We start from the raw sequence: 16,417 nt of genomic DNA, 5'->3' as shown, positions 1-16,417 counted from the left end.
ACTTACTTATAAAAAAAGAACCACAACTTACGCTATGGTTCTTACTTTATCAAACTATTCATATAGCTCTAGCTATACTAACTAAATCATATATATCTATTGCTCCATCTAAATTAAGATCTTTATTATATTGCCAACTTTCCATTTCACCTACTGCCTTCTCATTATAATGAGCTGCTACTTCAGCTAAATCAGTAATATTTACAACATTATCCTTGTTTATGTCTTCTGTATAAAAACCTGATTTTATCATATCGATAGAACGGAAAATTGACCTACTCTCACCATTTACATCTACATATTGAATATCGCAAAACAAACTATAAGTATTTTCTTGCCACTCTGCATCTAACTTATTATCTATTAATATCTTATTCCCACTAACTGTATAAGGCACATCAACTTGATCATAATTATTATTATATCTATAAAATCTTATACTTACATCCTCACTTATATCTATGTTGAATGTTAAACTTATACCATTTTTGCTATTCATATTATTAGTTGAAATTTGAAACTCTTTAGTTTCATAAAAACCTGGTCTCTGTTCATCATTGAAAGCATCCCATCCTTTAGTGTCTTTTAAATACTTCATAATCGGATAATCACTACTTATATGATTCATACCTACATAAAAATGTGGTGGATATGTACTTGTAATTATATCGCTTAAGTTTCTAATAGGTGTTAAATCTTCTATTTCGTTGGATTCCAAACTAATTTCATAAAGTTTTACAGATTTCTCTAATGGATTTAAATCTTTAATATAGTTACGTGATGCATTTATTGTTTCTAAATTTGTCAAACTCTCAATACCATTAAGACTGGTGATTTTGTTATTATACAAAGATAAGTATGTTAATTCCTTACAACCTTTAACTAAACTTATGTCTGTTATTTGATTATTTTGTAGCTCCAAATATCTAAGGTTTATTAAATTTTCTATTCCTTTTATATCCTTGATATAGTTACCACCAAGATCTGCATTATATAGCTTTGTAAATTTTTCTATACCTTCTAATGTATATAAGTTACAACTATTTACTGTGAGTCCTTTCAATTCAACGTTGTTACTTAAATATTTTAAATTTATCATATTTACTTTATTTAAAGTCACATACTCTAGGTTTTGTAAATAAGTTAAATCCTTTAAGTTTTTAGATGCTCCATTTGAAGTTACATATAGATTGCTTAATGAAGTTAATAATCCTATATCTTTAAAATCAACATCCTCACCATAAATATGTAATGATGTTACTTTACTTAAATCTCCACTAGTTATTTGATTCTCTGCTTTACCAAGTTCATTAGCTATGGCTTTAGATACATCTTTAGAACTAACTGTAACAATATCCGTATCAGAATATGTATTTACAGATATACTTAAATTTTTGTCACTATCTAGACCCTTATTTACTTTATTTACAAGGGCATTTTTAGGTATTGAAAGTGTTGCATTTCCTAAATACTTTGAATTCACTTTTATATATAACCTTCTATTATCAATTCTAGTAGTTGCAAGCAATGGATTGCCATTTGCATCTTTTAATGATATTTTTGAATAATCTATTCCAGCATTTATTGAGTCATCAAATGATATATACTTCTCTTCTTTATTTATAGTATTAAAATTTGATACCACACTAAGATTGGTATTAATTGAAACATTTATACTTCTCTTTATGCTTCCACTTCTGTTACTAACAGTCATTACTGTATTTCCATTACCTCTACCTGTTACTACTCCATCTTCATCTACTACTGCAACCTTATGATCTGAGCTTGTCCAATTCAGCTCTTGACTTGTATACAAATTCCCTACTATACTTGCATTTATTTTTGATTTTTCACCAATTTTAAGCATTAATGAAGTTTTATCTACATTAATACTCGTAGCAATTTCCGCTGCTTTATTATAACTATAAACAGTTAATGGATTTGCATATTCCTTTTTAGTCAATTTATTATATGTTATTAAAAAACTATTATCTTTTCCAGCATCACTTGTAAATTCTAAGGATGGAGACACAATATCTTTATACTTCACCGCCACCATAAATCTCTTGCCTCCCTGCACCTCAATAGGGGTATCAAGCTTAATGGTATTAAGTCCTGCATATTCTAGAACTCCACTTTTTCTCTTTTTATTTAGCAAGTAGCTTATATCTCCATTTGGATAATTGGCTTCAGTATAATTTTCATCAATATAAACTTCATAAGGCGCATTTGTTGAAAAAGTAAATATAGAAAAAGCACTTAAAAGTTCATTATTCTTAGCAGTATTTACATTTGCCATAAATTGATCATTTAAATATGATGAATTATAAGTGTAATTTATAGAATATTTACCATAAGAATACCTATTGTCCACATCATTAACTGAATCTATATTTTTAGCAGAAAATATTAATCCATAACCTAAACTGGTATCATAATATGAAATATAGAAATATCCATCATCTCCCCAATTACTTCCCCATGAATTCTTTACTATAAAAGCTCCATTCCCTGAAGGTATGTTTTTAAACTTTTCTTTAGGATAATTATCATCCCATCCAACCAATGTAACAGCATGATTGCTACTTGAACCATTATTATAATAATAAGAAACCTTATCATCAGCTAAATAGGAACTTGAATCATAATAACTTATTCCAACAGCTCCATTCTTCATAATAGTTTCCTTTATTTTGTCGTTATCTAATGAACTGGCTCTTGATGGAAGTAACAAACTATCATCAACATTATAATAAGATGGAACATCTCTATCTACAGGAGTTTGTCCACTAACAAAGTATGGATCATCTTTTTCTAAAACAGGTCCAGTGCCATTTGCAAAATAACTCGTAGACATTGAGTAATTTCCTCCATTATCTACGCCATTTACTCCTAGTCTATCCACAACTAAATTACTTTCAGATAAATCCACTTCTTTACCTGTTGTATATTTTAAATTACTTTCTACTGATGACATAGATGAAAAAGCCCAGCATGTCCCAAATGGATTCTGATTTTTTATAGATGTAACACCATCTTCTTCCCTTAAATCAAATCTGCTAGGTAAAATGCCCGTAGCCTTTATTGTATTTGACGGCTGTTCAAATATTTTAATATTTGAATCTACATAACCATACTTATTTTCCTCATTAGAAGTTTCTACTGCTTTTGTTTGAATATTCCCAGGAAATATTGAAGTAAATAAACAAAAAGCAAGAAGAATATTACCCATTTTCTTTCTCATTAAATTCTCCCCCGTTTTTAAACATTTTATTACATATTATACTATATTGATTTATTAACCCAAAGAGTTTTTCTATTAATATACGAATTTAATTAAATTTTTCTTATATTTTTATAAAATGATTAAAACAGTTATCTATATCTATATTCAATTTGACACTTTTAAATAATAAAAGGTCATGTCTTTTAATAAAAGACATGACCTCAATATAGTATTATTTACTTATTGACTGTCCACCAACTCTTACTAGACTAGATTCATAGCTTTTAATTTTATCCATTAATGCACTATTCATCTTACAATCTGTATCATCAGCGCTTGTAAATTTCCATGAGAAATCTCCACCATTAACTCTTCCTGCATAAGTAGTAACATTACTTTGCACATTTTCTGGTGCATCTGGCAAATACTTATACATAGTTCCACTTATATCAAAGTTGTTATAAGCATTTCCTCCACTTACTGATTTGAAATCGCTTGAAACCACCTGATTTCTTGATGTTGCCAAGTAAGCATCAAAATTCTTAGAATCCTCACTAGCATAAACGAGTCTTTCAGCACCTTCTACTTTGTTATTGAAGGCTTTAATCATACCACCAGCTTCTCCTGAGAAATTTCCTTTTGGATTATTGTAAACATCAGTACCTTGAAGTGAAGTTAACATTGGATATCTACAATTTCTAAAATAATTAGCTTCCACAAAAGCAGATGAGCCTTTTGTAACACCAACTCCATATTTAGCATTACCATCAAAATAGTTATTATAAATATGAACTGTTCCAACTCTTATACGTGGATGTCTTGAATCCGAATGATCAAACCAGTTATGATGGTATGTCACATGGAAGTCCTCTGTATCAGTCATTCCACAAAGTGAACATTTTCCTGAATCATAGAAGTGATTATATGAAACTGTAATATAATCTGATTTTTTAACATCACAAGATCCATCACCTTTTACTTGATCAGCATCATGTCCTGCTGAACCATAGAAAATATCATTATTATGAACCCAAATATTCTCATTATCAGTATCAAGAGAAATACCATCATCAGGGAACAACATAACACCAACATTTCTTAGCTCTAAATTATGACAATCCCTAATAAGGAATCCCCATCCGTAAGCTGTAGCATCTTCTCCTATACCTTCAAATGTAATATTATAGCAACCTTTAAGCTGTAAATATCCTGTTTTATTTAATCCGCCAATATCCGATGCTTTAATTTCGCCTATCATACGAATAATAAGAGGAGTCTTGTCAAAACCTTTTTGACGTTTTGATAAAATATCACTAAGTCCTGTACAAGTAACTTTTGTTCCTTTCATATTTACTATAACATCTGCAGTTACTTTATTAACAGTATCAGCTGTAATGTATACAACTTGAGCACCACTTGCAACAGTACCATCATCATTATATCCCCCAGAGCTTGTCTTCATTGGTGATTGTGCAGAAAATGCAAACCCTTCTCTTGTATTCGCTTTTACACTAATACTTTTTGTAATGGCTTCTTCGCTTTCATTTTCTTTACCATTTATAATAGGTACTATTTTTATTACATAATTTCCTTCTTTAAGTCCTACTACATCTGCCCTGAAATATGACTTATATTCTCTAATTAAATTATTATCTAATTGTTTATACTCAGAATCTGAAGCTGTTGCTAGTTTATAGTAGGCATTATAACCAGTCGCACCTTCAACCAGACTCCATTCAACATTAGCTGATTCTAAAGATCCTTTGCTATCTAATATAGATAAGTTACTTCCAATACTGTTTATGTATCTTGCTGATAAATAACTTGTATTGTAGTTAAAAGTTGTGGCATTAGCACTTAGCATTGGACCTATAACAATTGATGATGCTAGAGCAGCTACAACTACTCCTTCTGATACTTTCTTAATATTCTTGTGATTTTTTTTCCCTTTTTTCATTTTCATATCCCCTTCTTCTTTAATTTCCCACCTAAAGTAACTATATTGAAATACTTACTCAAACTGGTATACATGTCTCTTTGATAATTATTTCAAATAATGTAAATGTTGTCAATAAGAAAAAGCACTATTTATAATAATTTTTTTATTACAAAATAGTACTTTTACTATATTTATCTCTTCATTAGTATAATTATTGTATACCAATAATTAGATTTCCTTTTATATCTTATTAAGTAGCATATTCATTATTGAATCATCTTTAAAAAACACAGGATATCTTCTATTGTAGTTTCCCCATATCAAACAAGGATATTTTGTAAAATAGAAACTACTAAAAAGCACTTCTCTTGCAGTAAGTTTAAGTAATATCTCTAATATTTCAGAATTAAGCCTAATAAAAATATCTTCTGGACATAGTTTAAAGGATTCTATTAATATAATTTCTTTTTCATCTAATATATTTTTTACAGCACCCTTCTCTTCTTCATTTAATGTTCCATAATAGAAATCAGCATAAGAATTTTCTACCCCATTTATACTAAATAATTTTCTTATAACATCATTTACATGCTCTTCGGTACCTTCAAGAATTGAATTTGGATATCTATCAAAACCTTCTTGTATATTCTTTATGTATACAACATTTTTCTTTTCTAATTCCTTTAAACTTATTTTCACTTTCATATTACCTATCCACCCTACCTTCTTTTTTACAAAAGCCCTAATTCTACTTTTTTCATGAAACTTTATTAAGACACATAATGACAACTTTATTATATCATGGGCTAAAATATATATTTAAACTCATTATCTATATTATTCTCCCCTTATACATACCATTCTTAAGTAAAATCAAATTATTTATTCATTTTTATAAGTCTCTTATAACAAAACTTAATATATATTAAGCTTTTTGTATAAAATATCTTTAATTCCATTATAAAACCCCATTTACATATTATACTACTTATGGTAACTTTATATTTATAAAGCTTTGGGGCTTTACAGTATAAAATTAACTGTATAAAAAAAGGGGGTACTTAATATGTCCAAATCTAAAATTATAGGACTATTGACAGCAGGGGTAATGACATTTAGTTTATCAACAACTTTAAACGCAAAAGGCTTCACTACTAACTTACTACCTGGAAATAGTCAACCTATATTCCAAACAGAAAGTAATTGTGATTTAGCTATTGCTAATGATGAAAAATTACAAGAAATGTTGAAGAAAAATGGAACGATTCCAAAGGATGCATCTGAAGATGAAGCTGATAGAATTCTTGGAGAATACTTAAATTCTAAGAAGGGTATAAATAATACAGATCCTTCTGTGATGGATACAAAATCTCTTCAAGGATTAAAAAAATACGGAAAAGAAGCTACTAAAAAAGGTTTCTTGAAAGAATCTGGCACTAAGGAAAAGAAGAAAAAAAATGATCCTCAAACTTCTTGGGATGGAAGTGTAACAAAGGATAAGGCACTGGTACTTTTAATAGAATTCCCAGACTTACCTCATAATACATTAACTGCAAGTGATACCGATATGTATTATAAAGATTACACAAAATCTCATTATAATGATATGATATTTGGAGAAAATGGCTACACTGGTCCTAATAATGAAAATCTTGTTTCTTTAAAACAATATTATGATCAAGAATCAGGAAAAAGTTATGATATTGAAGGAAATGTCTTAGGCTGGTATAAAGCTAGTAAACCCGCAGCATATTATGGTTCAAATTCTGGAAGCAATAATAATGTAAATATTCGTGATCTTGTTAAAGAAGCATTAATAAACGCTTCTAAAGAAGTAAATCTTAAAGATTATGACTTGAAAGATCCTTATGATATTGACGGAGATGGTGACCTTAATGAACCTGATGGAATTATTGATCACCTTATGCTTATACATTCAGGAATGGGTGAAGAAGCAGGCGGAGGAAGTCTAGGAACTGATGCCATATGGTCTCACAGCTCAAAGATTTTTGATGTTGTAAATGGTGCAAGTCAGCCATGGAAAATACCTGGTACAGACATGTCTGCATATCCATATACAACTATGCCTGAAGATGGAGCTGCTGGTGTGTTCTGTCATGAATTTGGTCATGATTTAGGCCTTCCTGATGAATACGACACTCAATATACTGGTAAAGGTGAACCAATAAGTTACTGGTCTATTATGTCAAGTGGAAGCTGGGCAGGGACAATACCAGGAACTGAGCCTACAGGATTTAGTCCATATGCAAAGGAATTTTTCCAAAAAAAATATGGTGGTAACTGGTCTCATGGTAATACAGTTGATTTATCTGAATTAACTACTAAAGGTAAAAAGTATACTTTAGATGCATCAAGTATAAAAGATTCAAACAATGATGTAGTTAAAGTTACACTACCAAAGAAAGCTACTACTATAACTACGCCTGTTAGTGGACAAAACTTATATTTTAGTGGTAAAGGCAATAGCTTAAATAATTCTATGACAACTACTATAGATTTAACAAATGCAACTTCTGCTAATTTTAATTTTAAAGCTTGGTATGATATAGAAAAAGATTGGGATTATGGTTCTGTTGCAGTTCAAATAGATGGTTCAAACACTTGGACAAGCATTCCTGGGAACATTACTACAACTACTAATCCAAATAACCAAAACCCTGGAAACGGTATTACGGGAAAATCCAACGGTTGGGTTGATGCAAGTTTTGATCTTAAAGATTATATAGGTAAAAAAATTAACTTAAAAATAAACTACTGGACTGACGTTGCTGCAGAAATGTCTGGTTTATATGTAGATGATATAGCACTTAACATAGATGGGAAGGCTTCTTTCCTTGATGATGCTGAAGGTACTAGTAAATTTACAATGAATGGCTTTAGCAAAAATGATGGTAAAAAGCTTACAGATCAATATTACTTACTTCAATTTAGAAACCATTCTGGTGTAGATAAGGGATTAGATCATATTAAACGTAGAGCAAGTTTTATGTCCTATAAACCTGGTTTATTAATATGGTATGCAGATGAATTATATAGTGATAACTGGACAGGAATTCACCCAGGTCACGGTTATTTAGGTATTGTAGATGGTGATCAAAAACTATTAAAATGGAGTGATGGTTCCATTGCAGAAACTAAATTCCAAATGCATGATGCCACATTTAGTACAAATAAAGATAAAGATATGTTTATAGATTATAGTACAAAAACAAAGACACTTACTTTATCTGATACTGCAAATTCTAAAAATCCAACTTTTGAAGATGATAGAACTTACATCAATAACCAAATTCCAGATGCGGGTATGTATCTACCACGCTTTGGTCTAAAGGTAAATGTAATTGATCAAACAGATGATAGTAGCCAAGGAAATATAGTTATTAAGCTTAAATAATAACTAATATGTAAAAAGTGGTTTGGATAAAATGTCCAAGCCATTTTTTTATTATGATTAAGTATCTTTTATTTTTTTCTAGATATTATATAATGTTATATATATAACACTATTGGAGGTTTAATTTATTATGAATAATACTCTTACAGAGGAAAATATAAAAAAATTAAGAGAAGAATTAGAATATAGAATGACTGTCAAAAGAGCTGAAATAGCAAAAGAAAAATTAGTTGCTGCTGCACATGGTGATAGATCTGAAAATGCTGAATATAAAGAAGCTTGTGCAAACTATCGAGAAAACGATAATAGAATTCAATATTTATTAACTATGATTTCAACAGCAACTGTAATAGATGATGAAAGTATTAATAAATCTGTACTGGGAATTAACAGTAAAGCTAAAATCAAATTTGTAGAAGATGATGAAGAAGCTATTATAACATTAGTAACCACTATGGATCTAGACCCTGAAAATATGCTTATAAGTATAGAATCTGATTTAGGAAAAGCTTTATCTGGGAAAAAAGCTCATGATATAGTTGAAGTTAATGCTCCAGGAGAAAATTACACAGTAGAAATATTAGAAATATTATAAAAGTATAGAGATTACTTAGCCATTAAAATAACCCATGGAAATCTATTGTTATCTAGATTTCCATGGGTCTTATTGGTGGAAAAGGAGTGTAATTTCAAATCCACCGCAGTCAAAAAATTTAATTTATTATTTAATTTATTATTTAATTTATTATTTAATTTATATATTTTTATTCTTATAATTCATCTGAAAATACTCTTTCAATATGCATAGCAAGATATCCGATTTCCACATCTTTAATTTCCTTATTTAATCCATTGCCTAACTTCTTACAAATTTCTTCAGCGATTTCAAAGGACTTTGGAAATCTTTCATTAATGTAATCATTCATATCAAGCTTTATAGTCTCACCTTTTAATGTTCTAGCTACCATATACTTAATATGACTCATTAATCGATTATATGATAATGATTCAATATCAATAGTTTTTCCAGTATACTCTTCAATTGAAGTAACACATGCTCTAACAAGCATTGCTGTTTCCATAGCTTGCGCTATTTTTTCATTTCCAAGACTTGAATGAATGTGAAGTGCTATATAACCTATCTCATCTTCACCTATTTCAACACCTTCTATTTCCTTTATAATATCTTTTGCTTTACTTGCTACTTCATATTCTTCTGCAAATAACGCTCTAATATCAGGTGTTAATGGATTACTAATCTGCTCATTGTTTTTTATTCTTTTTATTGCAAATGCGATATGATCTGCAAGTGGACATAAAATGTTCTCATCAACTTTTTCAAATTTCTTTTCTGCTTCCATAATGATGCTGCTAGCAATTTCTAAAATTTCTGGTCCAACACTATTTATTATTTCTTTAGCTGAACCTCTCTCTGTTTCTTGCTGCAATAAATATATTTTAGCATTTTCAGGTGCTTCTATACGCTCATTTACTTTTTTCCCAAAGCCTATCCCCTTACCAAGCAAAATATATTCTTGCTTGGTATCCATGTCTATAGCTAGTACACCATTATGATTTAGTCCTTTTATAACTCTGAACATTTTATGCCTCCTATTAATTGTTACTCAAATATATCAATTGCAATTAAAGCTTCTCCTGCTTTTATATCTCCTGTTTTTAGTAAACGTACTTTTTGCTTGCTGCTTAAAGCTGTGCATATACATGGCGACGCAATAGATGGGGCATTAGCTTTTACGAATTCTAGATCAAAACTTAATAGTTTATCTCCTTTCTTCACCTTATCTCCATCTTTTACAAAAGTCTCAAAGCCTTTTCCATCAAGCTTTACTGTATCTATTCCTATATGAATAAGTAATTCTAATCCATCGGTTGTTGTTAATCCTACTGCATGTTTTGATGGGAATACAAAAGTTATTTCTCCGTCTGCTGGTGCAACAACATCTCCATTAACTGGAACTACTACGGCCCCATCACCCATCATCTTATTTGCAAATGCCTCATCTGGCGCTTCTGATAATTCTTTAGCAGCACCAGTTAGTGGGCTGTTTAATATTATTGTATTAACAACTTTTCCCTCAGCTTCTTCTGCTATATTTTCCGTTACTTTTTCTTCTACTACATCCATAGCAACTTCTTCATCTGGTGCTGTAGCTAAATAGTCTTCTAAATTTGACTTTATAACTGTTACTCTAGGTCCATATATAATTTGAACACCTACACCTTTATGAACTACTCCTGATGCTCCAGTTTGTTTTAGCAAATCATCATTTACTAGTTCTGATTTATGTACTGTACAACGTAATCTAGTTGCACAACAATCAACATCTGAAATATTTTTCTTACCACCAAGACCTTGACAGATCATAGCAGAAAGTTCATCTACTTCTCCCTTGCCATCAGCATTTTTCTTAGCTTCCATATCACTTCTACGATAAAGTTTAACTTCCTCGCTATCATCACGACCTGGAGTCTTTAAATCTAACTTCTTGATTAAGAATGAGAATAATAAATAGTATACTATAAAATATACGATTCCTACAACTACAACCCATACCCAACTTGTCTTAGCATTTCCTTGTAAAATACCGAATAGGAATAAATCGATAAATCCTCCAGAGAAAGTCATACCTACTCCAACATTAAACATATGCATCAACATATATGCTAGTCCAGCAAATACACAGTGAATTCCATATAATAATGGAGCTACAAATAGGAATGTAAATTCAAGTGGTTCTGTAATACCTGTAATCATTGAAGTTAATGCTGCTGATATTAATAATCCCCCTACTTGTTTTCTCTTTTCTGGCTTAGCACATCTATACATAGCAAGTGCTGCTCCAGGTAAACCAAATATCATAAGTGGGAATTTACCTGACATAAATCTTGTTGCTGAAACGCTAAAATGTTCTATTCCTGGAGTTCCAAGTTCTGCAAAGAAAATGTTTTGAGCTCCTTCGATAACATTTCCAGCTACTGTTGCTGTACCACCAACTGCTGTTTGCCAGAATGGTAAGTAGAATACATGATGAAGACCAAAAGGAATTAATAAACGTTCCATTAATCCATAAACCCATGTTCCTGCATAACCTGATTGTAAAACAATATCTCCAACCTTATATATACCTGCTTGAACGTGAGGCCAGATATAAAACATTAATATACCAACTATTAAATATACTATTGCACTTATTATTGGAATAAATCTAGTTCCACCAAAGAACGATAATACTTGTGGTAGTTCTATCTTATAGAACTTATTATGTAATGCTGCTACTCCAAGTCCTACAATGATACCTCCAAAAACACCCATTTGTAATGAAGTAATACCAAGTACTGAAGTTGATGCACCACTTAAAAGAGCATCAGTTCCACCATTAATATTTATCATTGCACCTATTGATGTATGCATTATAAGGAATGCTATTGCTGCTGATAACGCTGCAACATCCTTTTCCTTTTTAGCCATACCTATTGCAACACCCATTGCAAATATTAAAGGTAAGTTTGTAAATACTACATTTCCTGCTGCACTCATTACAGAAAGAATTGAGTAAACAAAAGTACCAGGTCCAATTAAATTAGTAAGTCCATAAGCTTCAAGCATTGTTTGATTTGTAAATGAACTACCTAATCCTAAAAATAATCCTGCTACTGGTAAAATAGCAATAGGAAGCATAAAAGATCTTCCCACACGTTGTAAAACGCCAAAAATTTTGTCTTTCATAATTTTTTCTCCTTTTTCTATGATTATTAGTGCGAATTGAGATGTTATGAATTATTTTTTGGCACAAAAAAAGCACCAACTTACATAAACATTCTCAAATATCTATGTATAGTTAATGCCTGCTTACCAGTTACATACTATATCACTGTTTCTAATAATACCAAATCTATGATAATTAGTCAATATAATTTTATTGTTTTTCTATCACTTTGGTGCTTCAACTGGTCTTTCTTTAAATAAAAGCATCCAATCCCCATTTTCCTTTAATGCTTCTACACCTAATTCTTTTATTAATCCTTTTGAAAGTTCAAGGTCATTTTTTTCTAATGCTCTTTCAACAAGCTTAATAGTTCCTCTAAATAAATGTTTCATCTTACAATACCTTTTACATTGTTCCCCCAGAGCCATTCTATCACTATAGTTTCTAGTGATAGATATTATTGCACAAGACAACCCTGTCAATATTTTGGCCAGTCCTAAAAATGATTCCTTTTATTCAGAGTATACTATTGCATTAATATCAGCTGAAACCTATGACAACCTTGGCCTCTTTTCCATAAAAGAAGATAACACTCTCCAATATGTAGAGATCTACGAAAAGGTATTAAATCTACTGAAACCATTTCTAAATGAAAAAAGAATTGATTCATCATTACTTCAATGCCTAAATCATAGTATATTTTTTCTAGGAAGGTACTATTACAGCATTGGAGAATATGAAAAATCCTATAACATCTATGATTTATTTATAAGATACATTAATCTTTTTGAGTTTGGAGACTCCTTATTAGAATCATTTTGGTTGGACATTTCTAATTTATATTTTGATGCAGGTTGTTACTATTATGTAACAAACAATTATGACAAAGCTAAAAATTCATTATTAGATGCTAAAAGATATATTGATATTTATTTCACTTCATTTGATAACCTTACAATTCAATTACTAGATAATATAAATAATCTCTTAAAAAGTATATAAATAATTTGTTAGGATGTGATATATAGTGACCTTTAATTATTTTAGAGATGAATACTTATTGATTAAAAAAGATCTCATGCTTAACTTGCTTAAAATGGAAAAGAAACTAATCCTTAAATCTAAAAAGACTGTGATAATATTGTGTATAACTCAATCTGCAATGAAATAAATGAACTTATTAGAAAAATAGAAATGCATAATTCTGATATGAAAGAACTTTTATTAAAAGCTGAAACCATTCCTTATGATGAAGCTATGATTAAAATATTTAATAATGTCATGTTAGCTGAAACTGAAATTAGGCTTATTGCAAAAATATTAATCGACAATAACTTTAAAGATTTCATAAATACTAGCTATCAACTTGTTGTTGAATTTGGCAATATTGGTGAAAGACATTCTAAATTAGGTTACAGCTTTGCCTCAAGTTTGGGACTGGAAGATTCTTTTATGAATGCAATTAAGTATTAAGCAAATATGACATAAAAAAATAATATAAAAAACCGTTTATAAATTTGTTTGACAAATTGTGACTGTGAAACTTTTTCTGTAAATAACTTTCTATATAAATTTTAAGTATATTTTACCTATGGTAAATAATATTATTAATATATACTTTTGTTAAATAGGGGGTATTTCATGTCAATAAAAAAAAATAAGGCAAACATAGCTTTAATAGCTATTCTAACGGTATCAACGGTAGCAAAACCCACTTCTTTTATGGCAAATGCAGCTGAAGAAAGTATGGTTACAGTTTATCCTACAATAGAAACTACATCAGTGCATCATCCAGGAGATTATGCAGATGACACGTGTATTTGGGTTGATCCAGAAGACAAAGATCTCAGCCTTATAATTGGTGATGACAAACACGGGGGTATTTGTGTATGGAATTTAGATGGAACTGAAAGACAATATATTGATGGCAAAAGTTATATGAATAATCTTGATATTCGTTATAACTTTAAGCTAGGAAATCAAGTTACAGCATTGGTTGGCTCAATTAATGAAAGTGATCAATGTATTAGTTTTTATAAAGTAAATCCTGTTACTAGACTTCTAGAATCAGTAGGAAATATGAAATTATATAAAGAAAAGCCTTATGGTGGATGTATGTACCATAATCCTTATACAGGAAAATTTTATTTTTTCGCTAACTGGAAAGATGGAACAGTAGAGCAATGGGAAATAAATGGTGAAAGTGGTTCTATTGACGGCACAATGGTTCGTGAATTTAATGTTGGAAGTCAAGTTGAAGGTTGTGTTGCCGATGATGAATTGTCTACATTTTATATTGGTGAAGAAGATGTAGGTCTTTGGAAGTATTCGGCTGAACCAGATGGGGGGAATAGTCGTGCAATGATTGATTCTACTGACTCATCAATAGGAGGCCATTTAACTGCAGATGTGGAAGGGGTAACCTTGTATCATGGCAAAGAGAAAGATAAAGGGTATATAATTTGTTCTAGTCAAGGAAACAGTACTTTTCAAGTATATGAAAGGAAAAATAATAAGTATAAAGGTTCATTTACTATAGGAGCAACTCTTAAAATTGATGAAGTGACTGAAACTGATGGCTGTGATGTTTCCAATGTTAATTTAGGCGGGGAATTTTCAAAAGGTGTTTTTATTGCACATGATCATAGTAATGATGGAACAGAGAATTCAAATCATAAACTAGTTCCCTGGAAAGATATAGCAGACAAGTTGAATTTAGATGTATCTACAGATTATGATCCAACTGATGGGGCTAATCATAAGCCTAAAATAAAAGATGTTGGTGATAAAGAAGTTAATGTAAATGAAAAACTTAAATTTCAAATATCTGCAAAAGATAAAGATAATAACACCATAGATTATTATTGCATTAACTTGCCATATGGAGCAAAATTTGATATAAACACACATGAATTCACGTGGAAACCTAATGATACTCAAAAAGGAACTTATTATGTGACATTCTATGTTACAGATGGATATAACATTGATAAAGAAAAGGTAAAAATAGAAGTTAAGTAATGAAAGAATAGAAAACTATAAATAGGCCATAAAATTTAAATTTCCTTTAATAAATTTTTCATTGTTCATTCCTCTATTCCTAACATGTCAATTTTACACGCTAACATAATAGTACTATATAATTAATTATTAACACTTATGTCAGAAAATTAAAATTTAAGTTTTTTATACCATAAACGATAAAAAAATATATATAATTGTACAGGGAGGGATAAGCAAAAATGAACAACATAAACACTTATAATAATATGGCTAGCTTAAATATTAAAAATAAATCAGTTACTAATGCTACGAATCTTACAACTAAAAATCAAACTAATAAGACTGATAATAAAAGCTCGAATACTTCAGATACTATTGAAATAGAACAAAAGAACAAAACTATAATTAATACTAAAAAAGCATACGATGCTCTTCAAGAAACTTGTAAGGAATTTGGCACTGTAGAATGTGGGGGAGATATTTGTGGTACTATGCAATTTTATGTAAATACAATAATGGATTTAATGAAAACAAATGGAATGTCTGTACCTGATTTTAATTTATCAGGAGAAAATATTAATAATAATGACTTTTCAGGATTTATAGATAAACTAAAAGAATTTACTAAAAAAGCTATGGAAGATAAAAATAGTATAAATATCGCTCCTGATAACTTCTTTAATTTTTGCGATGTTTGGAAAGAAAAACTTATCCAAAATGGTTGTAATTAAATAATTAAAGTCTCAATTTAGCTAAAAGTTACTTTGGCAAAATTAAAAAGCAATGATTTAAAATCATTGGTTTTACTAATTAAATTATTTATTTATTTATTTTTAAAATACATTTTCCTTATGATGATGATAGCATTAAGGAGAATAAGTGCCAAAAGCACTACAGAAATAGCAACATATCCCACCTTTAATGGGAAAGCCATTGTTTTTCCAAGTAGTATATATAAGAAACATATAAAAATAAAAACTTTAGTTCTACAAAGGGGTAAAGCCGAACTTATAAATAATAAAACCGGTAACTTGATGTGATTTTATTCCATCAATTTACTATTTCTTACAAGTACCTCGGTGTGTATCCTACAGTGACAGATTGAT

General features: G+C 29.9%; 12 protein-coding genes. 6 read left to right on the top strand and 6 right to left on the bottom strand.

Features of this window, described 5'->3' with window-relative positions; translation table 11 throughout:
- Window positions 1-58: 58 nt before the first annotated feature.
- The 3 genes from FAY47_RS17695 to FAY47_RS17685 form a co-directional block, all read right to left on the bottom strand.
- Window positions 59-3,244, bottom strand: coding sequence for a C1 family peptidase (locus FAY47_RS17695; protein WP_143318257.1), 3,186 nt, complete (start codon window positions 3,242-3,244; stop codon window positions 59-61).
- A gap of 214 nt (window positions 3,245-3,458) precedes the next feature.
- A complete protein-coding gene (locus FAY47_RS17690) occupies window positions 3,459-5,183 on the bottom strand; it encodes a right-handed parallel beta-helix repeat-containing protein (protein WP_243129658.1) in 1,725 nt (574 codons plus the stop codon).
- Window positions 5,184-5,405: 222 nt separating this feature from the next.
- On the bottom strand, window positions 5,406-5,870 hold the full coding sequence (locus FAY47_RS17685; RefSeq protein ID WP_143318255.1) for a hypothetical protein: 465 nt from the start codon (window positions 5,868-5,870) through the stop codon (window positions 5,406-5,408).
- A 361-nt stretch (window positions 5,871-6,231) separates the two neighbouring features.
- On the opposite strand from FAY47_RS17685, the gene FAY47_RS17680 reads away from it, so the two are divergent.
- Together FAY47_RS17680 and FAY47_RS17675 are read left to right on the top strand one after the other, a co-directional pair.
- Window positions 6,232-8,580, top strand: coding sequence for an immune inhibitor A domain-containing protein (locus FAY47_RS17680; protein WP_143318254.1), 2,349 nt, complete (start codon window positions 6,232-6,234; stop codon window positions 8,578-8,580).
- A gap of 130 nt (window positions 8,581-8,710) precedes the next feature.
- Complete coding sequence (locus tag FAY47_RS17675; RefSeq protein ID WP_143318253.1) at window positions 8,711-9,175, top strand: GreA/GreB family elongation factor; 465 nt, start codon at window positions 8,711-8,713, stop codon at window positions 9,173-9,175.
- Between the two features lie 175 nt (window positions 9,176-9,350).
- Here the strand turns inward: FAY47_RS17675 and FAY47_RS17670 are convergent, their stop codons facing one another.
- From FAY47_RS17670 to FAY47_RS20460, 3 genes are all read right to left on the bottom strand, one after another.
- Window positions 9,351-10,181, bottom strand: a complete 831-nt coding sequence (locus FAY47_RS17670; RefSeq protein ID WP_143318252.1) for a PRD domain-containing protein — start codon at window positions 10,179-10,181, stop codon at window positions 9,351-9,353.
- Between the two features lie 20 nt (window positions 10,182-10,201).
- Complete coding sequence (locus FAY47_RS17665; RefSeq protein WP_143318251.1) at window positions 10,202-12,328, bottom strand: PTS transporter subunit IIABC; 2,127 nt, start codon at window positions 12,326-12,328, stop codon at window positions 10,202-10,204.
- Window positions 12,329-12,532: 204 nt separating this feature from the next.
- Window positions 12,533-12,700 carry a hypothetical protein gene (locus FAY47_RS20460; RefSeq protein ID WP_185966887.1) on the bottom strand — a complete coding sequence of 56 codons (168 nt, stop codon included), beginning with the start codon at window positions 12,698-12,700 and terminating at the stop codon, window positions 12,533-12,535.
- 55 nt (window positions 12,701-12,755) lie between these two features.
- Between FAY47_RS20460 and FAY47_RS17660 the strand changes: the two genes are divergently transcribed.
- The 4 genes from FAY47_RS17660 (at window position 12,756) to FAY47_RS17645 (ending at window position 16,042) form a co-directional block, all read left to right on the top strand.
- Window positions 12,756-13,310 carry a hypothetical protein gene (locus FAY47_RS17660; RefSeq protein ID WP_143318250.1) on the top strand — a complete coding sequence of 185 codons (555 nt, stop codon included), beginning with the start codon at window positions 12,756-12,758 and terminating at the stop codon, window positions 13,308-13,310.
- A gap of 141 nt (window positions 13,311-13,451) precedes the next feature.
- Window positions 13,452-13,781 (top strand): hypothetical protein, encoded by a 330-nt coding sequence (locus tag FAY47_RS17655; protein ID WP_143318249.1) that lies wholly within the window; start codon window positions 13,452-13,454, stop codon window positions 13,779-13,781.
- Window positions 13,782-13,949: 168 nt separating this feature from the next.
- The gene (locus FAY47_RS17650) at window positions 13,950-15,329 is read left to right on the top strand and encodes a phytase (RefSeq protein WP_143318248.1); all 1,380 of its coding nucleotides are present in this window, start codon (window positions 13,950-13,952) and stop codon (window positions 15,327-15,329) included.
- Between the two features lie 221 nt (window positions 15,330-15,550).
- Window positions 15,551-16,042: a hypothetical protein gene (locus FAY47_RS17645; RefSeq protein WP_143318247.1), complete on the top strand. Its 492-nt coding sequence runs from the start codon at window positions 15,551-15,553 to the stop codon at window positions 16,040-16,042.
- Window positions 16,043-16,417: the final 375 nt, after the last annotated feature.

It is taken from the genome of Clostridium sp. HBUAS56017, assembly GCF_007115085.1.
Taxonomy (GTDB): Bacteria; Bacillota; Clostridia; order Clostridiales; family Clostridiaceae; genus Clostridium; species Clostridium cibarium.
The sequence above is the reverse complement of the archived record's forward strand: the minus strand, read 5'-3'. Positions and strand labels throughout refer to the sequence as shown.